At 58.5% G+C, this 22,062-nt stretch carries 19 protein-coding genes and 1 tRNA gene; 4 read left to right on the top strand and 16 right to left on the bottom strand.

The genetic code is table 11. The features are described from left to right. Window positions 1-9: 9 nt before the first annotated feature. The 6 genes from rplC to rpsL all read right to left on the bottom strand — a co-directional run bounded on the left by rplC (window position 10) and on the right by rpsL (window position 5,735). On the bottom strand, window positions 10-651 hold the full coding sequence (rplC, locus tag ACQZ5G_RS00100) for a 50S ribosomal protein L3 (RefSeq protein WP_003507769.1): 642 nt from the start codon (window positions 649-651) through the stop codon (window positions 10-12). Window positions 652-819: 168 nt separating this feature from the next. Continuing rightward, window positions 820-1,128, bottom strand: a complete 309-nt coding sequence (rpsJ, locus tag ACQZ5G_RS00095) for a 30S ribosomal protein S10 (RefSeq protein ID WP_003507767.1) — start codon at window positions 1,126-1,128, stop codon at window positions 820-822. Between the two features lie 311 nt (window positions 1,129-1,439). Further along, window positions 1,440-2,615: an elongation factor Tu gene (gene tuf, locus ACQZ5G_RS00090; RefSeq protein ID WP_003525183.1), complete on the bottom strand. Its 1,176-nt coding sequence runs from the start codon at window positions 2,613-2,615 to the stop codon at window positions 1,440-1,442. Between the two features lie 65 nt (window positions 2,616-2,680). After that, window positions 2,681-4,780, bottom strand: coding sequence for an elongation factor G (gene fusA / locus ACQZ5G_RS00085; RefSeq protein ID WP_003523732.1), 2,100 nt, complete (start codon window positions 4,778-4,780; stop codon window positions 2,681-2,683). 34 nt (window positions 4,781-4,814) lie between these two features. Next, window positions 4,815-5,285, bottom strand: a complete 471-nt coding sequence (gene rpsG, locus ACQZ5G_RS00080; protein ID WP_003507761.1) for a 30S ribosomal protein S7 — start codon at window positions 5,283-5,285, stop codon at window positions 4,815-4,817. A gap of 78 nt (window positions 5,286-5,363) precedes the next feature. After that, on the bottom strand, window positions 5,364-5,735 hold the full coding sequence (gene rpsL / locus ACQZ5G_RS00075) for a 30S ribosomal protein S12 (protein ID WP_003507760.1): 372 nt from the start codon (window positions 5,733-5,735) through the stop codon (window positions 5,364-5,366). Window positions 5,736-6,261: 526 nt separating this feature from the next. On the opposite strand from rpsL, the gene ACQZ5G_RS00070 reads away from it, so the two are divergent. From ACQZ5G_RS00070 to ACQZ5G_RS00060, 3 genes are all read left to right on the top strand, one after another. Beyond that, the gene (locus ACQZ5G_RS00070; RefSeq protein ID WP_448736646.1) at window positions 6,262-6,555 is read left to right on the top strand and encodes a transcriptional regulator; all 294 of its coding nucleotides are present in this window, start codon (window positions 6,262-6,264) and stop codon (window positions 6,553-6,555) included. Window positions 6,556-6,566: 11 nt separating this feature from the next. Further along, on the top strand, window positions 6,567-6,917 hold the full coding sequence (locus ACQZ5G_RS00065; protein WP_448736645.1) for a VOC family protein: 351 nt from the start codon (window positions 6,567-6,569) through the stop codon (window positions 6,915-6,917). A gap of 98 nt (window positions 6,918-7,015) precedes the next feature. Continuing rightward, a complete protein-coding gene (locus ACQZ5G_RS00060; RefSeq protein ID WP_035239757.1) occupies window positions 7,016-8,101 on the top strand; it encodes a helix-turn-helix transcriptional regulator in 1,086 nt (361 codons plus the stop codon). 140 nt (window positions 8,102-8,241) lie between these two features. Here ACQZ5G_RS00060 and rpoC read toward each other — a convergent pair whose 3' ends face one another. From rpoC to ACQZ5G_RS00015, 9 genes are all read right to left on the bottom strand, one after another. After that, the gene (gene rpoC, locus ACQZ5G_RS00055; RefSeq protein WP_448736644.1) at window positions 8,242-12,450 is read right to left on the bottom strand and encodes a DNA-directed RNA polymerase subunit beta'; all 4,209 of its coding nucleotides are present in this window, start codon (window positions 12,448-12,450) and stop codon (window positions 8,242-8,244) included. 180 nt (window positions 12,451-12,630) lie between these two features. Next, window positions 12,631-16,767 (bottom strand): DNA-directed RNA polymerase subunit beta, encoded by a 4,137-nt coding sequence (rpoB, locus tag ACQZ5G_RS00050; RefSeq protein ID WP_003523727.1) that lies wholly within the window; start codon window positions 16,765-16,767, stop codon window positions 12,631-12,633. A gap of 263 nt (window positions 16,768-17,030) precedes the next feature. Further along, entirely contained in the window at window positions 17,031-17,411 is a 381-nt protein-coding gene (gene rplL / locus ACQZ5G_RS00045; protein ID WP_003523726.1) for a 50S ribosomal protein L7/L12, read from the bottom strand. 59 nt (window positions 17,412-17,470) lie between these two features. After that, a complete protein-coding gene (gene rplJ / locus ACQZ5G_RS00040; RefSeq protein ID WP_003523725.1) occupies window positions 17,471-17,989 on the bottom strand; it encodes a 50S ribosomal protein L10 in 519 nt (172 codons plus the stop codon). Window positions 17,990-18,343: 354 nt separating this feature from the next. Then, the gene (gene rplA, locus ACQZ5G_RS00035) at window positions 18,344-19,039 is read right to left on the bottom strand and encodes a 50S ribosomal protein L1 (protein ID WP_003523724.1); all 696 of its coding nucleotides are present in this window, start codon (window positions 19,037-19,039) and stop codon (window positions 18,344-18,346) included. Between the two features lie 2 nt (window positions 19,040-19,041). Then, window positions 19,042-19,473 carry a 50S ribosomal protein L11 gene (rplK, locus tag ACQZ5G_RS00030; RefSeq protein ID WP_003523723.1) on the bottom strand — a complete coding sequence of 144 codons (432 nt, stop codon included), beginning with the start codon at window positions 19,471-19,473 and terminating at the stop codon, window positions 19,042-19,044. A gap of 144 nt (window positions 19,474-19,617) precedes the next feature. Continuing rightward, window positions 19,618-20,148, bottom strand: a complete 531-nt coding sequence (gene nusG / locus ACQZ5G_RS00025) for a transcription termination/antitermination protein NusG (RefSeq protein ID WP_003523721.1) — start codon at window positions 20,146-20,148, stop codon at window positions 19,618-19,620. Between the two features lie 45 nt (window positions 20,149-20,193). Then, window positions 20,194-20,394: a preprotein translocase subunit SecE gene (secE, locus tag ACQZ5G_RS00020; protein WP_003523719.1), complete on the bottom strand. Its 201-nt coding sequence runs from the start codon at window positions 20,392-20,394 to the stop codon at window positions 20,194-20,196. A gap of 185 nt (window positions 20,395-20,579) precedes the next feature. Then, window positions 20,580-20,655: transfer RNA gene (locus tag ACQZ5G_RS00015), tRNA-Trp, on the bottom strand. Between the two features lie 186 nt (window positions 20,656-20,841). Between ACQZ5G_RS00015 and ACQZ5G_RS00010 the strand changes: the two genes are divergently transcribed. Next, entirely contained in the window at window positions 20,842-21,429 is a 588-nt protein-coding gene (locus ACQZ5G_RS00010; protein ID WP_003523717.1) for a histidine phosphatase family protein, read from the top strand. Between the two features lie 68 nt (window positions 21,430-21,497). Here ACQZ5G_RS00010 and ACQZ5G_RS00005 read toward each other — a convergent pair. Continuing rightward, the coding region (locus ACQZ5G_RS00005) for an EF-Tu C-terminal domain-related protein (RefSeq protein WP_272870676.1) at window positions 21,498-22,062 on the bottom strand (565 nt) is incomplete at its 5' end.

The following is a 22,062-nucleotide window of genomic DNA, read 5'->3' as shown; positions in this document are numbered from 1 at the left end:
AAGGCTCCCTTACTTCGCAGCCGACTTGACGGCGTCGCGGACGATGATCCAGGAACCCTTCGAGCCGGGAACTGCACCCTTCACGAGGATGAGGCCACGGTCTTCATCGGTCGAAACGACTTCGAGGTTCTGGGTCGTAACGCGCGTCTGGCCCATATGACCAGCCATGCGCTTGCCCTTCCAGACGCGGCCCGGATCCTGGTTGTTACCGGTCGAACCGTGTGCACGGTGCGATACGGAGTTACCGTGCGAAGCGCGGCCACCACCGAAGTTGTGACGCTTCATAGCACCGGCAAAACCTTTACCGATCGTGGTTCCAGTGACGTCGACCAGCTGGCCGGACTGAAAATGATTTGCGGTCAGTGTTGCACCGATGTCGATCAGGTTCTCGGGGGAAACCCGGAACTCGACGAGCTTGGCTTTCGGTTCGACATTGGCAGCGGCAAAATGACCGCGAAGCGCCTTCGTCGTGTTCTTGACCTTGGACTGGCCGGCACCGAGCTGAACTGCGGTGTAGCCATTCTTGTCTTCCGTGCGCTGGGCAACGACTTGTACGTTATCCAGTCGCAATACTGTTACGGGGATATGTTCACCTGCGTCGTTATAGACGCGTGTCATACCCACTTTCTGTGCAATCACACCTGAACGCATTGGTTCATCCTCTTGCGAGCCTTGAAGGGAAAACCCTCTCTGGCCTTTGTTAAGGAGTGCCCTTCGACATCTCACGATGTTTCCGGTCTCCGGTTTGGAAGTCGTTGGATTACTCCACGTACCTTCCTTGTTATTTCAGCCCTCACCTTGGATGGATCGGGCCGGGTCTTAGAGCTTGATTTCCACGTCAACGCCAGCAGCGAGGTCGAGCTTCATCAGAGCATCGACAGTCTGCGGGGTGGGGTCAACGATATCGAGAAGACGCTTGTGCGTCCGCATTTCGAACTGTTCACGGCTCTTCTTATCAACGTGAGGAGAGCGGTTGACGGTAAACTTTTCGATGCGGGTGGGGAGCGGAACCGGGCCGCGAACGCTGGCGCCGGTGCGCTTTGCGGTCGACACGATTTCACGGGTAGAGGCATCGAGGATCCGGTGATCGAACGCCTTGAGGCGGATACGGATATTCTGGCCGTTCATTCGTCTTGTCCTTGTTCTTTGTTATTCGTTTCCGCACGCGGAAACACATGAACTTCTATTGATCGTGGCGCCGCAGATTTTCAAAAATCGAGAGAAATGCGCTGTCGCATCCCAATCATTTCAGTTGTCTGTATTGCTAAAACACCGCGTTTCGCAATCGCTTGCGAATCCAGCGGTGAGTGTGAGTGCGCGTTTACGCGCTTTCACCGAATTTTTCAAGCACTAAAAATGCAACGCCGCCAGGCTTTTTACCAAAAGTCCGGCGGCGGTGTTGTTCACACCGCCGCCAGTCTGAATTTCAAAGGTCGAAATTACTCGACGATCGAAGCGACGATGCCGGCGCCGACGGTACGGCCGCCTTCGCGGATAGCGAAGCGCAGCTTTTCTTCCATCGCGATCGGAACGATCAGCTCGACGTCAACGGTGACGTTGTCGCCAGGCATAACCATTTCCGTGCCTTCCGGAAGCGTAACGATGCCCGTTACGTCCGTCGTGCGGAAGTAGAACTGCGGACGGTAATTCGTGAAGAACGGCGTATGACGGCCGCCTTCTTCCTTCGTCAGGATGTAGGCTTCAGCCTTGAACTTCTTGTGCGGCTTAACCGAACCCGGCTTGCACAGGATCTGACCACGCTCGACGCCGTCACGGTTAACACCGCGAACCAGTGCGCCGATGTTGTCGCCGGCCTGGCCCTGGTCGAGCAGCTTGCGGAACATTTCGACGCCGGTAACAGTCGTCTTCGAGGTCGGACGGATGCCGACGATTTCGACTTCTTCACCAACCTTGACGATACCGCGCTCAACGCGACCCGTCACAACCGTACCACGGCCGGAGATCGAGAACACGTCTTCGATCGGCATCAGGAACGGCTGGTCGATCGGACGCTCAGGCGTCGGGATGTAGGCGTCAACCGCAGCCATCAGCTCGCGGATCGCGTCTTCACCGATCTTCTTGTCAGAGTCTTCGAGAGCGGCAAGTGCCGAACCCTTGATGATCGGAATATCGTCGCCCGGGAAGTCGTAGGACGACAGAAGTTCGCGAACTTCAAGCTCGACGAGCTCGAGAAGCTCGGCGTCGTCAACCTGGTCGACCTTGTTGAGGAACACGACGATCGCCGGAACGCCAACCTGACGGGCAAGCAGGATGTGCTCGCGGGTCTGCGGCATCGGGCCGTCGGCGGCCGAGCAAACCAGGATCGCGCCGTCCATCTGGGCAGCACCGGTGATCATGTTCTTCACGTAGTCGGCGTGGCCGGGGCAGTCGACGTGCGCGTAGTGACGGGCAGGCGTTTCGTATTCAACGTGCGCCGTCGAAATCGTGATACCACGGGCCTTTTCTTCAGGCGCGGCGTCGATCTGGTCATACGCCTTGAATTCGCCGAAGAACTTCGTGATCGCTGCCGTCAGCGACGTCTTGCCATGGTCAACGTGACCGATCGTGCCAATGTTGACGTGCGGCTTATTGCGCTCAAACTTGCTCTTTGCCATTAGTGGCTCTCCATTCTTGTCCCTTGACGGGAATAATCTTCAAAATTCGGTGGGGCGTACCCCGATCACTTCTGACCGGAGTACTTAGCCTGGATTTCCTGCGCCACGTTCGACGGAACCGGCGAATAGTGGTCGAACGTCATCGAGTACTGTGCACGGCCCTGCGACATGGAGCGCAGGTTGTCGACGTACTTGAACATGTTCGCGAGCGGAACATGCGCGTTGATGACGACGGCGATACCACGGCTTTCCTGGCCCTGGATCTGACCACGACGGGAGTTCAGGTCGCCGATAACGTCACCGACATAGTCTTCCGGCGTTACGACTTCGACCTTCATCATCGGCTCGAGAAGCTGTGCGCCAGCCTTCTTCGCTGCTTCACGGAAGCAGGCACGCGATGCGATTTCGAAGGCGAGAACGGACGAGTCAACATCGTGGAATGCACCGTCGACCAGCGTCGCCTTGACGCCGAGCATCGGGAAGCCAGCCAGCGGACCGGAAGACAGAACGCTTTCGATACCCTTCTGAACGCCCGGGATGTATTCCTTCGGAACAGCACCGCCGACGATCTTGGACTCGAACTTGAAGTCTTCGCCTTCGGGGTTCGGTTCGAAGATGATCTTCACGCGAGCGAACTGACCGGTACCACCGGACTGCTTCTTGTGCGTGTAGTCTTCTTCGTGCTGACGCGTGATGGTTTCGCGGTAGGCAACCTGCGGAGCGCCGACGGTTGCTTCAACCTTGAACTCGCGACGCATACGGTCAACGAGAATGTCGAGGTGAAGTTCGCCCATGCCCGCGATGATCGTCTGACCGGATTCTTCATCCGTCTTGACGCGGAACGAAGGATCTTCAGCAGCCAGACGGTTGAGCGCGAGGCCCATCTTTTCCTGGTCGCCCTTGGTCTTCGGCTCGATCGCGATCTGGATGACCGGCTCGGGGAATTCCATGCGCTCGAGGATAACCGGCTTCAGCGGATCGCAGAGCGTATCGCCAGTGGTGGTTTCCTTGAGGCCAGCCAGAGCAACGATGTCGCCGGCAAAGGCTTCTTCGATGTCTTCACGGCTGTTGGAGTGCATCTGCAGCATACGGCCGACGCGCTCGCGCTTGTCCTTGACCGTGTTGATGACAGACGTACCCTTTTCGAGCTTGCCCGAGTAGATACGTGCGAAGGTCAGCGAACCGACGAAGGGGTCGTTCATGATCTTGAACGCGAGCATGGAAAGCGGCTCGCTGTCGTCGGCATGACGCTCGATTTCGGCTTCGGTCTTGAAGTCGATACCCTTGATCGCCGGAATGTCCAGCGGAGAAGGCAGGTAGTCGACAACAGCGTCGAGAAGCGGCTGAACGCCCTTGTTCTTGAACGCGGTACCGCAGAACATCGGGTGGAACTTCACGTCGATGGTGCCGCGGCGAACGAGCGCACGGATCTTGTCGTTGTCGGGCATGATGCCGTTCAGGTAGTCTTCCATCGCTTCTTCGTCGATCTCGACAACGGTCTCGATCAGCTTTTCGCGATATTCGTCAGCCTTGGCCTTCATGTCTTCCGGGATTTCGACGACGTCCCACTGAGCGCCGAGCGATTCGTCGCGCCAGATGAGTGCGTTCATCTCGATCAGGTCGATAACGCCCTTGAACTCGGTCTCAGCGCCGATCGGCAGCTGCATGACAACGGCGATGGCGCCGAGACGGGTCTTGATCATTTCCACCGAGCGGTAGAAGTCAGCACCGGTCTTGTCCATCTTGTTGCAGAAGATCATGCGCGGAACATGATACTTCTCGGCCTGGCGCCAGACGGTTTCCGTCTGCGGCTCAACACCGGCGTTGGCGTCGAGCAGCGCGATGGCGCCGTCGAGAACGCGCAGCGAACGCTCAACTTCAATGGTGAAGTCGACGTGGCCGGGGGTGTCGATGATGTTGAAGCGGCGCATCTTGCCGTCGCGACCCTTCCAGAAGGTCGTGGTGGCGGCGGAGGTGATGGTGATGCCACGCTCCTGCTCCTGCTCCATCCAGTCCATCGTGGCAGCGCCATCGTGAACTTCGCCGATCTTGTGCGACTTACCGGTGTAATAAAGAATACGCTCGGTGGTCGTCGTCTTGCCGGCGTCGATATGCGCCATGATACCGAAATTGCGGTAGTCTTCGATTTTATATTCGCGAGCCATAATGGACTGCCTTTCGATATGCGACCGGTTAAGATTACCAGCGGTAATGCGAGAATGCGCGGTTGGCGTCGGCCATCTTGTGCGTGTCTTCGCGCTTCTTGACAGCGGAACCGCGGTTGTTCGCAGCGTCCATGAGTTCGCCGGAAAGGCGATCAACCATGGTCGTTTCGTTGCGCTTGCGGGCAGCCGTGATCAGCCAGCGGATAGCGAGGGCCTGACGGCGCTCGGGGCGAACGTCGACGGGAACCTGATACGTGGCACCACCAACGCGGCGCGAACGCACTTCAACGTGCGGAGCAACGTTGTCGAGGGCGGAGTGGAACACGCCGAGCGGCTCCTGCTTCGTCTTGCCCTGAACGACGTCGAACGCGCCGTAAACGATGCTTTCTGCGACCGACTTCTTGCCGTGAAGCATGATGGCGTTCATGAACTTGGTGACGACCAGATCGCCGAACTTCGGGTCCGGGTTGATCTCACGCTTTTCTGCACTATGGCGACGGGACATATTCTTTGTCTCTCAATGTTATTGACGCTAAACCACGCGGAGAACCTCGCGCAGCGCCGGAATTTGTTTAAACCCGAATTACTTCGGACGCTTCGCACCGTACTTGGAGCGGCGCTGCTTGCGGTTCTTGACGCCCTGGGTATCGAGAACACCGCGGATGATGTGGTAACGCACGCCCGGCAAGTCCTTTACGCGGCCGCCGCGGATCATGACCACGGAGTGTTCCTGAAGGTTGTGACCTTCGCCCGGAATGTAGCCGATGACTTCGAAGCCGTTGGTGAGGCGGATCTTGGCAACCTTACGCAGAGCCGAGTTCGGCTTCTTCGGGGTCGTCGTGTAAACGCGGGTGCAAACACCACGCTTCTGCGGGTTTTCCTGAAGAGCAGGAACCTTGTTGCGCTTTACCTGTGCCTGGCGAGGCTTGCGGATCAGCTGGTTTACGGTAGGCATATAACCATCCCTTGCAAAAACTACTTTAGCCACCCTCACGGGTGGCGGCTATGCCGTTTCCGGCGACGATGCACGCATATATCCTCATGCGCAAAACGTGGCCCGATCCGTTTTCACGGATGGACCACCAAGAGCAGAGGACACCGGATGAGGCGTCTTGCGTGCAACATTCGTGTCTTCTACGTGCAATGGAGACCCGTTTGAGATGATGTTCGGGAAAAAGGTTACCGAACGGCCAGCACCCACAGAGGCTCCGATGGCGGGCGTACTACTGTTTTAGCCAGCTTTCGTCAAGGGTGAATCCACATTTTGCGCCGCCACCCATGGCCGCAAAGCCCACGTCCGGGCCATTTCCAACCCGCTTTAACATAAGTCGGCGCAGAAGGCAGCGATTTTGACCTCCACGCTTTGGCTTTTCATAAAATCCGTCTATTGATTCCCCATGGCGGGCCAGAGCGGCTCCGCCATGGGCGGGACCGATTCCCTCGGCCCGCATCACAGCAACGACAGATCAAGGAACCGCGTCATGAGCACCCTCCCCGACAACGACAACGGACGCGACGAGCCGATGGTCTTCATCGTCATCGGCAAGGCTTACGAAACCGACAATTCCGACGGTATCGACATTCACGTCATCCTGCGGGCGCCGGACGACGATACCGCCGTGCGCGAAACGCTGAACGCGCTTTCCGAGGAAGGTTTCATCGAAGCCGATCTCGACCAGATCGGCATGCTGACCGAAGTGCCGGATGAAGAGCCGCACGCCTCCGCCTATCAGGGCGCGCTTGAAGGCGAAGTCGCCATCATCCGCTTCGCCTGAGGCGCAGGTCCGTGGCGGTAAGACGCGTCGTCGCCAACATCGCAACGCCGGAACCCGCGCGGGCTCAGGCGTTCTATGGCGATATTCTCGGCATGACCGTCGCCATGGACCACGGCTGGATCCTGACCTATGCCAGTTCGCGCGAAGCCGGGGCGCAGGTCAGCTTCGCAAGCGAAGGCGGCTCCGGCACGGCAGTGCCGGACCTTTCCATCGAGGTCGATAATTTCGAAGAGGTCCACGAAAGAATCCTGAAAGCGGGCTTGCCGATCGACTATGGCCCGGTTACCGAAGCCTGGGGCGTGCGCCGGCTGTTTCTGCGCGATCCCTTTGGCAAATTAGTCAATATATTAAGTCACTCATAGATTATATACTTTGAATACAATAGTATTATTAGATTATACGTTGAACAACGCCGAAATATGAGATTTAAATAGCCCCGACACAGGATTCCGGTGACGGGTTGAATACTATATTGTCGGCAGACATTATCGATGACATTTATGAGGCAGCGCTTTTCCCCGATCGTTGGGCACAGGTCATTGCCGCCATCGGCCACCGGCTGGATTTCTGGGGTGGCGCCCTTACCTGGGGCAAGGGTGAAGAAGAAGCCTGGCTCTACACGCCCAATTTCCAGGAACTGATGCAGGCCTTCATGGATGGCGGCTGGAACCGCCGAAACGACCGCCTCACCCGCGCGATCCGTGAGGGACAATTTTCCTTCGTGCAGGATTTCGATGTTTTCACCCATGATGAATGGGCCGGCCTGCCGATCGTGCGTGATTTCCTGATACCACGCGGACTGGGATATGGCGCGGCCACCCAGGTTGCCCCGCCCGACCATCCCGCAATGACGGTGCTTTTCGAACGCAAGCTCGATAGCGGCGTCATCGGGCCGGAAACCATGGCGGCGCTGGACCGGCTGAGACCGCATATTGCCCGCAGCCTCACGCTGGCAACCCGGCTGCAACGGCAGAAAGCCGATGCCATGACGCTTGGACTGAACGCCATCGGGGCGCCGGCGGCGGTGCTTCAGGCGAGCGGACGTGTGCTTTCCGCAAACGACATGTTTCTCTCCCTCAGGAAATGTATTTCCACCCGCGCCCACGACAGGATCGTGATTGCCGACGAAAGAGTGAACCGGCTGCTCTATAAGGCGCTTGCCGGGCATAATATCGGCTCGTTCCCGCTGCCGACCGGCGAAGACCGGTCCTGCATCCTCCACGTCATACCGTTGCGCAGGAACGCGCTGGATCTGTCCCCGAAAGGCTGCGCCATCGTGCTGATATCGCAACCCATGGGTACCGTCGCCGATGCAACCTCACTGCTGAAGGGGCTTTACGACCTCACCAGGGGCGAGGCCCGTGTGGCGTTGGAAATCATGAAGGGGCTTTCGCTTCCCGCCGTGGCGAAACAATTGCAGATTTCCCACGAAACGGTGCGCAGCAACGCCAAGTCGATCTATGCGAAGACCGGCAGCACCGGCCAGACCGATCTCGTTCGCCGGCTTTCCGTCCTCACCCGTTATAACATCCGCGAACAGGGCTGACCCCGCCGCACGTGGCTGGAGACGCCGGCCGACCGCAAAAGCCGTGGCCCCTGTTCCACATAAACAAAAACGCCCGGATTGCTCCGGGCGTTTTGTTCTGAACTTTGGCGGGGCTTCGCAAAGCCCCTGCCCTTCCCGCCTTATTCGGCGGCCGGAGCCTGGTCCGTCATGTCCTGCAGCATCTGGTTCGCAGAACCTGCACCAGTGCCCTTGCGGCGTTCCTCGAGAATGAGGTCGTCGCGCGAGGTGGCGATGCGGCGGATCTGCGTCATGGTGCCGCCCGTACCGGCCGGGATGAGACGGCCGACGATGACGTTTTCCTTGAGGCCCTGCAGCGTGTCCGTCTTGCCGGCAATCGCAGCTTCCGTGAGAACCTTGGTGGTTTCCTGGAAGGATGCGGCCGAGATGAAGGACGGCGTCTGCAGCGAAGCCTTGGTGATACCGAGTAGAACCGGCTCGCCATAGGCAGGCTTCTTGCCTTCTTCGATCAGGCGGTCGTTGTTGTCATCGAGCTCGATGCGATCAACGTTGTCACCCACGATGTACTGGCTGTCGCCAGCATCGGTGATTTCAACCTTCTGCAGCATCTGGCGAACGATCACCTCGATGTGCTTGTCGTTGATCACAACGCCCTGCAGACGGTAGACTTCCTGGATTTCGTTCACGAGGTAGGAAGCCAGAGCCTCCACGCCCTTGATCGCCAGAATGTCGTGCGGTGCCGGGTTACCGTCGAGGATGTATTCACCCTTTTCGATATAGTCGCCTTCCTGAAGGTGGAAGGGCTTGCCCTTCGGGATCAGGTATTCGACCGGCTCGACGCCGTCTTCCGCAGGCTCGATCATCACGCGACGCTTGTTCTTGTAGTCGCGGCCCAGCCGGATCGTACCATCGATCTCTGCGATGATGGCGTGGTCCTTCGGACGACGGGCTTCGAACAGTTCGGCAACGCGCGGCAGACCGCCGGTGATGTCCTTCGTCTTGGCGCTTTCCAGCGGCGAACGCGCAAGCACGTCACCCTGGGAGACCTTCGCACCCGGCTCGACCGACAGGATGGCGTCGACCGAGAGCTGGAAGCGGGCTTCGCCACCACGGGCAAGCTTCGCAACCGCACCGGACGCGTCCTTGATGACGATCGCGGGCTTGAGGTCCGAACCGCGCGGCGTCGAACGCCAGTCGATAACCTGACGCTTGGTGATGCCGGTGGATTCGTCGGTGGCTTCCAGAACGGAGAGGCCGTCGACGAGGTCCTCGAAGTGAACGGTACCTTCCACTTCCGTCATCATCGGACGGGTGTAGGGGTCCCACTCTGCAAGACGCTGGCCACGCTTTACCTTGTCGCCATCGTCCACGAAGATCTTCGAACCGTAAGCGACGCGCTGCGTGGAACGTTCCGCGCCGCGCTCATCCAGGATCGTAACGGACATGTTACGGCCCATGGCGATGAGAACGCCTTCGGAGTTCCGAAGAATGTTGCGGTTCTTGATCTGGATCGTGCCTTCATACGAGGCTTCGAGGAACGACTGGTCAACCACGTTTGCCGTACCACCAAGGTGGAACGTACGCATGGTGAGCTGCGTGCCCGGTTCACCGATCGACTGTGCGGCGATGACGCCAACGGCTTCGCCCATGTTGACGGGCGTACCGCGTGCAAGGTCACGACCGTAGCAGACGCCGCAGACGCCGATCTGCACTTCACAGGTAAGCGCCGAGCGGATGCGGACGGACTGGATGCCGGCCTTCTCGATGGTCGCAACGTCGGCTTCGTCGATCAACGTGCCGGCCTTGACGATGTTCTCGCCGGTGACCGGATTGTCGATGTCATCCAGAGCCGTACGACCGAGGATACGTGCGCCGAGCGAGGCAACGACCTGACCGGCATCGACGATGGCAGTCATGGTGAGGCCCTTGTCGGTGCCGCAATCCCTGGAGTTGACGATGCAATCCTGCGCGACGTCGACGAGACGACGGGTCAGGTAACCCGAGTTCGCGGTCTTCAGGGCGGTGTCTGCGAGACCCTTACGGGCACCGTGGGTCGAGTTGAAGTACTCGTTAACGGTCAGGCCTTCCTTGAAGTTCGAGATGATCGGCGTCTCGATGATTTCACCCGACGGCTTCGCCATCAGGCCGCGCATGCCGCCCAGCTGACGCATCTGGTTCGGAGAACCACGAGCACCCGAGTGGGACATCATGTAGATGGAGTTCATCGGCTTCTGGCGGCCCGTTTCCGGATCGAACTCGACAGCCTTGATGCGTGCCATCATTTCTTCGGCGACCTTTTCGGTAGCCTTGCCCCAGGCGTCAACAACCTTGTTGTACTTTTCGCCCTGGGTGATGAGACCATCGTTATACTGCTGTTCGTATTCCTTCACGAGAGCTTCGGTGTCGCCGACGATCTTCACCTTGCTGTCCGGAATGACCATGTCGTCCTTGCCGAACGAAATGCCGGCGCGGCAGGCATGGGCAAAGCCGAGCTGCATGATGCGGTCGCAGAAGATGACCGTGTCTTTCTGGCCGCAATGACGGTAGACCGTGTCGATCATCTTGGAGATGTTCTTCTTGGTCATTTCCTGGTTGCAGACGTCGAAAGGCACGTTGACGTTCTTCGGCAGAAGTTCGCCGATGAGCATACGGCCGGGGGTCGTTTCATGGATCTTCGAAACCGGCTTGCCATCGGCATCCACGGTCTTGAAGCGGCCGCGGATCTTGGCATGCAGCGTCACGACCTTGTTTTCAAGCGCGTGATGCAACTCGCCGATATCCGAGAAGGCCATGCCTTCGCCCGGCTCGTTCTGGTTCATGATCGACAGGTAATACAGGCCGAGAACCATGTCCTGCGAAGGAACGATGATCGGGTGGCCGTTTGCCGGATGCAGGATGTTGTTGGTCGACATCATCAGCACGCGTGCTTCCAGCTGGGCTTCCAGCGAAAGCGGAACGTGGACAGCCATCTGGTCACCGTCGAAGTCGGCGTTGAAGGCCGTGCAGACGAGCGGGTGCAGCTGGATGGCCTTGCCTTCGACCAGCATGGGTTCGAAAGCCTGGATACCCAGACGGTGCAGCGTCGGTGCGCGGTTCAGAAGAACCGGATGTTCGCGGATAACCTCGTCGAGGATATCCCAGACTTCCGGCTTTTCCTTTTCAACCAGCTTCTTGGCCTGCTTGACGGTCGAGGAATAACCCTTGGCGTCGAGGCGGGCATAGATGAACGGCTTGAACAGTTCGAGCGCCATCTTCTTCGGCAGGCCGCACTGGTGCAGCTTCAGTTCCGGACCGGTCACGATGACCGAACGGCCGGAATAGTCGACGCGCTTGCCGAGAAGGTTCTGGCGGAAGCGGCCCTGCTTGCCCTTGAGCATGTCGGAGAGCGACTTCAGCGGACGCTTGTTGGCGCCCGTGATGACACGGCCGCGACGGCCGTTGTCGAACAGCGCATCGACGGATTCCTGCAACATACGCTTTTCGTTGCGGATGATGATACCCGGCGCGCGAAGCTCGATCAGGCGCTTCAGACGGTTGTTACGGTTGATGACGCGGCGATAGAGATCGTTGAGGTCGGACGTCGCGAAACGGCCGCCATCCAGCGGAACCAGCGGGCGCAGGTCCGGCGGAATGACCGGAACGACCTTCATGATCATCCATTCCGGACGGTTACCGCTTTCCATGAAGTTCTCGACGATCTTCAGGCGCTTCATCAGCTTCTTCTGCTTCAGGTCAGAAGTCGTTTCAGCAAGCTCGACGCGCAGGTCGCCGGCGATCTTTTCGAGGTTCATCGAAGCCAGCATCTCATAGATGGCTTCAGCGCCGATCATGGCGGTGAACTGGTCTTCGCCGAACTCGTCAACGGCGATCATGTACTCTTCTTCGGACAGAAGCTGGTTCTGCTTCAGCGAAGTGAGGCCCGGTTCCGTGACGATGTAGTTCTCGAAATAGAGAACGCGCTCGACATCCTTCAGCGTCATGTCGAGCAGGGTCGAGATACGCGAGGGAAGCGACTTCAGGAACCAGATATGGGCAACCGGCGCTGCGAGCTCGATATGGCCCATGCGCTCACGGCGAACGCGCGACAGCGTCACTTCGACGCCGCACTTTTCGCAGATGATGCCCTTGTATTTCATGCGCTTGTACTTGCCGCACAGGCACTCATAGTCCTTGATCGGTCCGAAGATGCGCGCGCAGAAGAGACCGTCGCGTTCCGGCTTGAACGTACGGTAGTTGATGGTTTCCGGCTTCTTGATCTCGCCGTAGGACCACGACAGGATTTTTTCCGGCGAAGCGATCGAAATCCGGATGGAATCGAAATGCTGCGCAGGCACCTGAGGATTGAAAAGATTCATGACCTCTTGGTTCATGCCTTGTCTCCTTGAGAGGCTAGCTGCTGCCCCTGTTTGCATCTGGACCGGCTTCTTCCCGGGTCACCGTCCAGAGCTTTAAATACGGATTAACCGCATAATGCGGCGAAAGTGTCCCGAACCGGCCAATACCGTCCGGGAAACCGGCAGGCGCCCTTGAAGGCGCCCGCCTCTATCGTCTTATTCCGCCGCGTCGGGCAGCTGGTCTTCGGGCTGGTTCTCGATCTTCGAGTTTTCCAGTTCGACCGAAAGACCGAGCGACCGCATTTCCTTGACGAGAACGTTGAAGCTCTCCGGAATACCGGCCTCGAAGGTGTCGTCGCCACGGACGATCGCTTCGTAAACCTTGGTGCGGCCGGCCACGTCGTCCGACTTGACGGTCAGCATTTCCTGCAGCGTGTAAGCCGCGCCGTATGCTTCCAGAGCCCAGACTTCCATTTCCCCGAAGCGCTGTCCGCCGAACTGCGCCTTGCCGCCCAGCGGCTGCTGGGTAACGAGCGAGTAAGGACCGATCGAACGAGCGTGGATCTTGTCGTCGACAAGGTGGTTCAGCTTGATCATGTACATGTAGCCGACGGTGACCTTGCGATCGAACGGCTCACCGGTACGGCCGTCGTAAAGGACGGACTGACCGGATTCATGCAGACCTGCCTTCTTCAGCATCGCGGCAACGTCAGGCTCATGCGCCCCGTCGAAAACCGGCGTCGCGATGGAAACACCGCGCTTGGCTTCTTCGGCAAGCTTGACAAGCGAGTCGTCGTCAAAACGCTGAACCTCGTCATTGGCTTCAGACGCGTAGATTTCCGTCAGCTCGCTGCGAAGCTCGCTGATGTCCATCGTCTTGCGATACTCTTCGAGCATCTCGCCGATCTTCTTGCCCATGCCTGCGCATGCCCATGCGAGGTGGGTTTCGAGGATCTGGCCGACGTTCATGCGCGAAGGCACGCCGAGCGGGTTCAAGCAGATGTCGACATGCGTGCCGTCTTCGAGGAACGGCATGTCCTCGACCGGAACGATACGCGAGACGACGCCCTTGTTACCGTGACGGCCGGCCATCTTGTCGCCCGGCTGGATCTTGCGCTTAACGGCAACGAAGACCTTGACCATCTTCATGACGCCCGGAGGCATTTCATCGCCGCGCTGGACCTTTTCGACCTTGTCCATGAAGCGCTGTTCAAGGCGCGACTTGGATTCGTCGTACTGGCCACGAAGCGCTTCCAGCTCGGACTGAGCCTTCTCGTCTTCGACAGCGAACATCCACCACTGCGAGCGGGGATATTCGGAAACGACGGCGTTGGAAAGCTCGACGCCCTTCTTGAAGCCCTTCGGACCGGCGATGGAAACGTGGCCACGCAGCATGTCGATCAGACGGCCGTAGACGTTACGGTCGAGGATCGCCTGTTCGTCGTCGCGGTCCTTCGCCAGACGCTCGATCTCTTCGCGCTCGATAGCCATCGCGCGCTCGTCCTTCTCCACACCGTGACGGTTGAAGACGCGGACTTCGACGACCGTACCGAACGTGCCCGGAGGCATGCGCATGGAGGTGTCGCGAACGTCGGAAGCCTTTTCACCGAAGATGGCGCGCAGAAGCTTTTCTTCCGGCGTCATCGGGCTTTCGCCCTTCGGCGTGATCTTGCCGACGAGGATGTCGCCCGGCTGAACTTCCGCACCGATGTAAACGATACCGGCTTCGTCGAGGTTCTTCAGCGCTTCTTCCGAAACGTTCGGAATGTCGCGCGTGATTTCTTCCGGACCAAGCTTCGTGTCGCGCGCCATCACTTCGAATTCTTCGATGTGGATGGAGGTGAACACGTCGTCGGAAACGATACGCTCCGACATCAGGATCGAGTCTTCGTAGTTATAGCCGTTCCAGGGCATGAACGCGACGAGCGCGTTGCGGCCGAGTGCCAGATCGCCGAGGTCGGTCGACGGACCGTCCGCGATAATATCGCCCTTGGAGATGTTGTCGCCGACGGAAACCAGCGGACGCTGATTGACGCAGGTGTTCTGGTTGGAACGCTGGAACTTCTGCAGACGGTAGATGTCAACACCGGATTTGCCGGCATCGAGGTCTTCCGTGGCGCGGATAACGATACGGGTCGCATCCACCTGATCGACCACACCGCCACGACGGGCTGCGATGGCAGCGCCGGAGTCACGGGCGACGATCGGCTCCATGCCGGTACCGACGAACGGTGCCTCGGCGCGCAGAAGCGGAACGGCCTGACGCTGCATGTTCGAGCCCATGAGAGCGCGGTTGGCGTCGTCGTTTTCCAGGAACGGAATGAGAGCCGCTGCGACCGAAACGAGCTGCTTCGGCGAAACGTCCATCAGGTTGATGTTGTCGCGCGGTGCGAGCATAACTTCGCCCGAGTGACGGCAGACGACGAACTCTTCCGAGAACGAACCGTCTTCATTGAGCGGCGCGTTGGCCTGCGCGACGTAATACTTGGCCTCTTCCATGGCGGAGAGGTAGATCACGTCGTTGGTGACCTTGCCGTCGACGATCTTGCGGTACGGGCTTTCGATGAAGCCGTACTTGTTGACGCGGGCGAAGGTTGCAAGCGAGTTGATCAGACCGATGTTCGGGCCTTCCGGCGTTTCGATCGGGCAAATACGGCCGTAATGGGTCGGGTGAACGTCGCGGACTTCGAAGCCGGCGCGCTCGCGGGTCAGACCGCCCGGTCCAAGAGCCGAAAGACGGCGCTTGTGGGTGATTTCCGAAAGCGGGTTCACCTGGTCCATGAACTGCGACAGCTGCGAGGAACCGAAGAATTCGCGAACGGCGGCTGCTGCCGGCTTCGCGTTGATCAGGTCCTGCGGCATCACGGTGTCGATTTCGATCGAGGACATACGTTCCTTGATCGCACGTTCCATGCGCAGAAGGCCCAGACGATACTGGTTTTCCATCAGTTCGCCGACAGAACGGACACGGCGGTTGCCGAGGTTGTCGATGTCGTCGATTTCGCCCTTGCCGTCGCGCAGTTCGACCAGCATCTTGACGACGGCGAGGATGTCTTCCTTGCGCAGCGTGCGCACGGTGTCTTCCGCATCGAGGTCGAGGCGCATGTTCATCTTGACGCGGCCGACGGCCGACAGATCGTAACGCTCTGCATCGAAGAACAGCGAGTTGAACATCGCTTCCGCCGATTCCATGGTCGGCGGCTCACCCGGACGCATGACGCGGTAGATGTCGAACAGGGCTTCCTGACGGTTCTCGTTCTTGTCGGCGGACAGCGTGTTGCGGATATAGGCGCCAACATTGACGTGGTCGATGTTGAGGACCGGAATCTCGTCGAAGCCGGACTGCAGGATAAGACCGAGGGTCTTCTCGTCGATTTCGTCGCCGGCTTCGAGATAGATTTCACCCGTCTCGTAGTTGACGATGTCTTCGGCCAGATAGTTGCCGTAGAGGTCTTCGTCGGTCGCCTTCAGTGCCTTCAGGCCCTTCTCCGTCAGCTGACGGATCAGGCGCGGGGTCAGCTTCTTGCCACCTTCGACCACGACTTCGCCGGTATCGGCGTCGATCATGTCGGTGATGACCTTGGCGTTCTTCAGCGTCTCGGGCTGGAACGGAATGCGCCAGCCATCGCCGTCGCGCTCATAGGAAGCCTTGGTGTAGAAGGTCGACAGAATGTCTTCGCCATCCATGCCAAGCGCCATCAGCAGCGAGGTCACGGGGATCTTGCGGCGACGGTCGATACGCGCATAGACGATGTCCTTGGCGTCGAACTCGATGTCGAGCCAGGAACCGCGATAGGGGATGACGCGGGCAGCGAAGAGCAGCTTGCCGGAAGAATGGCTCTTGCCCTTGTCGTGATCGAAGAACACGCCCGGCGAACGGTGCATCTGCGAAACGATGACGCGCTCGGTGCCGTTGACGATGAACGTGCCGTTATTGGTCATGAGCGGCATGTCGCCCATGTAGACGGACTGTTCCTTGATGTCCTTGATGGACTTCGCGCCCGTATCTTCATCGATATCGAACACGATGAGGCGCAGCGTCACTTTCAGCGGCGCAGCATAGGTCAGATCGCGCTGACGGCATTCCTCGACGTCGAACTTCGGCGCTTCGAATTCGTAGGACACGAATTCAAGCATGGAGGCGCCGGAAAAATCGGTGATCGGGAATACGGACTTGAATACGGCATTCAATCCCTCGTCGGGACGGCCACCCTTGGGCTCGTCAACCATGAGAAACTGGTCGTACGAAGCCTTCTGAACCTCGATGAGGTTCGGCATTTCCGCTACTTCTGGAATTTTGCCGAAAAACTTGCGTACGCGCCTGCGACCGTTAAACGAAAGGGTCTGAGCCATCGTCGCTCCTTTAAAAATTGCATCCGGGCCTGCAACGGACGGGAACCGATGGCCAGTCGATCCCGTCAAGCAATGGGTGTCATCAATCTCGTTCCACATCCCGGATCGATCAGGCCGGATTGCCTAGATGAGCCGGTTCGGAACCATTCTCTTGAAGAACCCATTACCCAAAAGCCATTTTCACGCGGCTTTTGGGTAATGAGTTTTAAAAACGATGACGACGGAAAGGGGCATGAAGCCCCTTCCCGCCAGTAATCGCAAGATTACTTAACGTCGACCTTAGCGCCGGCTTCTTCAAGCTTCTTCTTGAGATCAGCAGCTTCAGCCTTGGAAACAGCTTCCTTGACAGCCTTCGGAGCGCCTTCAACGAGGTCCTTGGCTTCCTTCAGGCCGAGGCCCGTGATAGCGCGGACTTCCTTGATGACGTTGATCTTGTTGGCGCCAGCGTCAACCAGGATCACGTCGAATTCGGTCTTTTCTTCTTCAGCAGCAGCAGCAGCGCCTGCACCGCCAGCAACAGCAGCAACAGCTACCGGAGCAGCAGCGGAAACGCCCCACTTTTCTTCGAGAAGCTTGGACAGTTCTGCAGCTTCCAGAACGGTCAGCGAGGAGAGGTCGTCTACGATCTTTGCGAGATCAGCCATTTTGATAGTTCCTTTTGTTCAGTTCGAACCAGTTTGAATATTTACAGCGAAAAACCGCCTTAAGCGGCTTCGTCCTTCTTGGCGTAAGCCGAGAACACCCGTGCCAGCTGGCTTGCAGGTGCGGCGACAACCGTAGCGACGCGGGTTGCCGGGGCATTGAGAAGGCCCAGCAGCTTTGCGCGCAGCTCGTCCAGCGAAGGCAGGGTCGCAAGCGACTTGACTGCTTCGGCGTTGAGCGTGGTTGCACCCATGGCGCCACCGAGAACAACGACCTTGTCGTTGGTCTTGGCGAAATCCATGACGACTTTCGGAGCGATCATCGGGTCGACGCTGTATGCAATCAGCGTCTGGCCCTTGAAGAGATCTGTCATCCCTTCCGACTCCGTGCCCTGAAGAGCGATCTTGGCCAGGCGGTTCTTCGCGACCTTGACGGTGCCTCCGGCAGCGCGCATCTTCGAACGGAAGTCGTTCATCTGCGCAACGGTGACACCAGCATAGTGGGCCACGACAACCGAACCGGAAGCCTTGAAGACTTCGTTCAGCTCCGTGACGAATTCGCGTTTTTCCGCTCTTTCCACTGTCTGTCTCCAGTAGACGGGACCACATGATTGTGAACCCGTCGGGTTTGCCTTTGCCCCAAGGGACCTTTTTACAAAGATCCCGAGCGACGCTCGAGGATCCTGTCCCCCGCTCTGTCGCCGCAAACGGCTTCAGGCACAGGCACACCAGGTTCGAACCGGACAGTCAGGCATCCAGGATGCCTCAAATCCAGCCTCACCCGTCTCATGCAGGTTGAATGATTAAGGCCAGGTCCCGAAAGACATGGCCACCCGCAATCTCGGACAGGAGTTCCGGGTTTCCCCGGAAATCTCCGGCTCCTGGGAGCCGGAAATTCTTTTATTCACACTTCCCTTGGGAAGCGAGAGAATTGATTAAGCCGTAACCGACGAAGGGTCGATCTTGACGCCCGGACCCATGGTCGAGGAAATCGCGACGCGCTTGACGTAGTTGCCCTTGGCACCGGTCGGCTTTGCCTTGATGACGGCATCGGCGAAAGCCTTGATGTTTTCTTCAAGAGCCTTGGCGTCGAACGAAGCCTTGCCAACGCCAGCGTGTACGATACCGGCCTTTTCGACGCGGAATTCGACAGCGCCGCCCTTGGATGCCTTGACAGCACCGGCAACGTCCATGGTCACGGTTCCGACCTTCGGGTTCGGCATCATGCCACGCGGGCCGAGTACCTTGCCGAGACGGCCGACGAGCGGCATCATGTCCGGGGTCGCGATGCAACGATCGAAGTCGATCTTGCCGCCCTGAACGATTTCAACCAGCTCTTCCGCACCAACAACGTCAGCACCGGCAGCCGTGGCTTCATCAGCCTTGGCGCCACGGGCGAAGACGGCGACGCGAACGTCACGGCCGGTGCCGTTCGGCAGGTTGACGACGCCACGAACCATCTGGTCCGCATGGCGCGGGTCAACGCCGAGGTTCATCGAAACTTCAACGGTTTCGTCGAACTTGGCGACAGCACGTTCCTTGACCATCGAAATGGCGTCGGTGAGAACGTAAAGCTTGTTAGGATCCACGCCTTCGCGGATCTTCTGAATGCGCTTTGCTACCTTGGCCATGATCAACCTACCACTTCCAGGCCCATGGCGCGGGCAGAGCCCTCAACCATTGCCATTGCGCCTTCGATGTCGGCTGCGTTCAGATCCTTCATCTTGGCTTCAGCGATCGTCTTGACCTGAGCCTTGGTGATGGAGCCGACCTTGGCGCCCTTGCCAGGCGTCTTGGAACCGGAGGTGATCTTTGCTTCCTTCTTCAGCCAGTAGGTCATCGGCGGCTGCTTCATGACGAAGGTGAAGGACTTGTCCTGGTAATAGGTGATGACGACCGGGATCGGCATACCCTTTTCCATTTCCTGCGTGGCGGCATTGAACGCCTTGCAGAATTCCATGATGTTAATGCCACGCTGACCAAGTGCCGGACCGATCGGCGGGGACGGATTGGCCGCCCCGGCCTTTACCTGCAACTTGAGCTGGCCTGCAACTTTCTTAGCCATATCTCTCTGCCTTTCAATTCAAACCGGTTACCCGGCTTCTCTTAAGCCGGATTGCTCCGGCGGCTGCGGTTGCGTGGTGCGGCGCCCTGCCCCGGCTTAAAGAGCCAGTTAGCCTTCCACGCGCTTGGGGCTTCGCCCCGCCAATCAGACCTTTTCGACCTGATTGTATTCCAGCTCGACCGGAGTAGCGCGGCCGAAAATCGACACTTCCACCTTCAGGCGCGAACGCTCTTCGTCGACATCCTGAACCACGCCGTTGAACGACGCGAACGGACCGTCGGAAACGCGAACCTGCTCGCCGATCTCGAACGAAACCGAAGACTTCGGACGCTCGACACCTTCCTGAACCTGACCGAGGATACGCTCGGCTTCATAATCGGGAATCGGAACAGGCTTGCTGTCCGAACCGAGGAAACCGGTAACCTTCGGCGTGTTCTTGATGAGGTGATAGGCCTCATCCGTCAGGTTGGCGCGCACCAGCACGTAACCTGGAAAAAATTTGCGCTCGCTGTCGACCTTGCGGCCGCGACGCACCTCGACCACCTTTTCGGTCGGCACGAGGATTTTCTCGAAAAGATGATCCAGACCCTTCTGGCGGGCCTTTTCCTCGATCGACTCAGCGACCTTCTTTTCGAAATTCGAATATGCGTGAACGATATACCAGCGCGCTGCCATTTTTATTCTCCGTTCGATCCTTCCACCGGGCCTTTGACCGCGCCGTTACCGGCCTACGTTCAGCACCAGGCTGAGCAGCCAGCCGATGAGCTGATCCGCAGCAAAGAAGAACAGAGCCGCAAAAATGACCATCACCAGCACCATAGCCGTCGAAATCATGGTCTCGCGGCGCGACGGCCAAGTGATTTTTGACGCTTCGGCGCGAACCTGCTGCAGAAACGTAAACGGATTGGTTTTGGATGCCATTGACTGCCCACGCAATTACGGCGCGTAAAGCCGAACTAATCAGCCCCACGCACCGCGTGTCTGTTTTGACCCTACATAAACACCGATTCCCTTTTTAACAAGAGGAAATCGACATTCCGCGAAATTCGCCGGAAATCCGGCACCCATCTGCCATGCAGCGAGGACCCGCGCTTGCGAATGGAAAGTGGCAGGGGCAGAGGGGCTCGAACCCCCGACCTGCGGTTTTGGAGACCGCCGCTCTACCAACTGAGCTATACCCCTTGATCACCTGAACCGGCCGCGAAATCGCTTGGCCAATTCGGTATGCGCTCCTTTAAGGTGCAGGGAAAAGAATGGCAAGTGTGTTTTTTGTTTTTTCACATTGTCTGGCAAAATACCCCGGCTTGCCCCGCCCACGGGGTACATTGTTCAATTCGCTGATCTTCCCCGCATTTCACAGGAACGCCCATGAGCATCTATCTCGTCCGTCACGGCCAGACCGAATTCAACGCCGTTCGCCGCTGGCAGGGTCAGGTCGATTCGCCTTTGACGGAACTGGGGCGACAACAGGCAATACGCATGGGCCGCAGGCTCGCAGCGCTTATCGAAACCGATGAAGTCCATATTTTCTCCAGCCCGCTCGGCAGGGCGAGACAGACCTGCGAGATCGTCGCAGGCGAAATCGGCATGATCGACGGCATCACTCTCGATCCCGGCCTGATGGAGATCGGCATGGGTGTATGGGACGGCATGACGGATTACGAGATCGACTATGAATATCCCGGCATGCGCGACGGGCTGGATCGATACGAATGGTTCTTCCACGCGCCGGGCGGTGAGACGTTCGAAAGAATGACGAGCCGGGTGGCCCGCAGCCTGGAGACCATTCAGCAGAGACAGGCGCGCGATGCGATCGTCATCTGCCACGGCATCACCAGCCGCCTGTTGCGCGGCGTCTATGCGAACCTTCCAAAGGAGGAAGCATTGCGCCTCGATGTGCCGCAGGACGCATTCTTCCATCTCAAGGATGGCGACATCGTCCGCATCGACTGCTGAGCCCTTTCAGGCAATAAAAAACCCCGCTGTCTCCAGCGGGGTTTTCTCAAATCCCTTGCGGGAAAAGATTACTCGACGATCGAGGCCACGATGCCTGCGCCGACGGTACGGCCGCCTTCGCGGATAGCGAAGCGCAGCTTTTCTTCCATCGCGATCGGAACGATCAGCTCGACGTCAACGGTCACGTTGTCGCCAGGCATAACCATTTCCGTGCCTTCCGGAAGCGTAACGATGCCCGTTACGTCCGTCGTGCGGAAGTAGAACTGCGGACGGTAGTTCGTGAAGAACGGCGTATGACGGCCGCCTTCTTCCTTCGTCAGGATGTAGGCTTCAGCCTTGAACTTCTTGTGCGGCTTAACCGAACCCGGCTTGCACAGGATCTGACCACGCTCGACGCCGTCACGGTTAACACCGCGAACCAGTGCACCGATGTTGTCGCCGGCCTGGCCCTGGTCGAGCAGCTTGCGGAACATTTCAACGCCGGTAACCGTCGTCTTCGAGGTCGGACGGATGCCGACGATTTCGACTTCTTCCCCAACCTTGACGATACCGCGCTCAACGCGACCCGTCACAACCGTACCACGGCCGGAGATCGAGAACACGTCTTCGATCGGCATCAGGAACGGCTGGTCG

It is taken from the genome of Agrobacterium sp. 22-214-1, from assembly GCF_053522465.1.
The sequence above is the reverse complement of the archived record's forward strand: the minus strand, read 5'-3'. Positions and strand labels throughout refer to the sequence as shown.

Bases quoted from the DNA above. Each gene is read 5' to 3' on its own strand.
- rplC (WP_003507769.1), bottom strand. From the start codon at position 651: ATGCGTTCAGGTGTGATTGCACAGAAAGTGGGTATGACACGCGTCTAT.
- rpsJ (WP_003507767.1), bottom strand. From the start codon at position 1,128: ATGAACGGCCAGAATATCCGTATCCGCCTCAAGGCGTTCGATCACCGG.
- tuf (WP_003525183.1), bottom strand. From the start codon at position 2,615: ATGGCAAAGAGCAAGTTTGAGCGCAATAAGCCGCACGTCAACATTGGC.
- fusA (WP_003523732.1), bottom strand. From the start codon at position 4,780: ATGGCTCGCGAATATAAAATCGAAGACTACCGCAATTTCGGTATCATG.
- rpsG (WP_003507761.1), bottom strand. From the start codon at position 5,285: ATGTCCCGTCGCCATAGTGCAGAAAAGCGTGAGATCAACCCGGACCCG.
- rpsL (WP_003507760.1), bottom strand. From the start codon at position 5,735: ATGCCTACCGTAAACCAGCTGATCCGCAAGCCTCGCCAGGCACAGGTA.
- ACQZ5G_RS00070 (WP_448736646.1), top strand. From the start codon at position 6,262: ATGAGCACCCTCCCCGACAACGACAACGGACGCGACGAGCCGATGGTC.
- rpoC (WP_448736644.1), bottom strand. From the start codon at position 12,450: ATGAACCAAGAGGTCATGAATCTTTTCAATCCTCAGGTGCCTGCGCAG.
- rpoB (WP_003523727.1), bottom strand. From the start codon at position 16,767: ATGGCTCAGACCCTTTCGTTTAACGGTCGCAGGCGCGTACGCAAGTTT.
- rplL (WP_003523726.1), bottom strand. From the start codon at position 17,411: ATGGCTGATCTCGCAAAGATCGTAGACGACCTCTCCTCGCTGACCGTT.
- rplA (WP_003523724.1), bottom strand. From the start codon at position 19,039: ATGGCCAAGGTAGCAAAGCGCATTCAGAAGATCCGCGAAGGCGTGGAT.
- rplK (WP_003523723.1), bottom strand. From the start codon at position 19,473: ATGGCTAAGAAAGTTGCAGGCCAGCTCAAGTTGCAGGTAAAGGCCGGG.
- nusG (WP_003523721.1), bottom strand. From the start codon at position 20,148: ATGGCAGCGCGCTGGTATATCGTTCACGCATATTCGAATTTCGAAAAG.
- secE (WP_003523719.1), bottom strand. From the start codon at position 20,394: ATGGCATCCAAAACCAATCCGTTTACGTTTCTGCAGCAGGTTCGCGCC.
- ACQZ5G_RS00010 (WP_003523717.1), top strand. From the start codon at position 20,842: ATGAGCATCTATCTCGTCCGTCACGGCCAGACCGAATTCAACGCCGTT.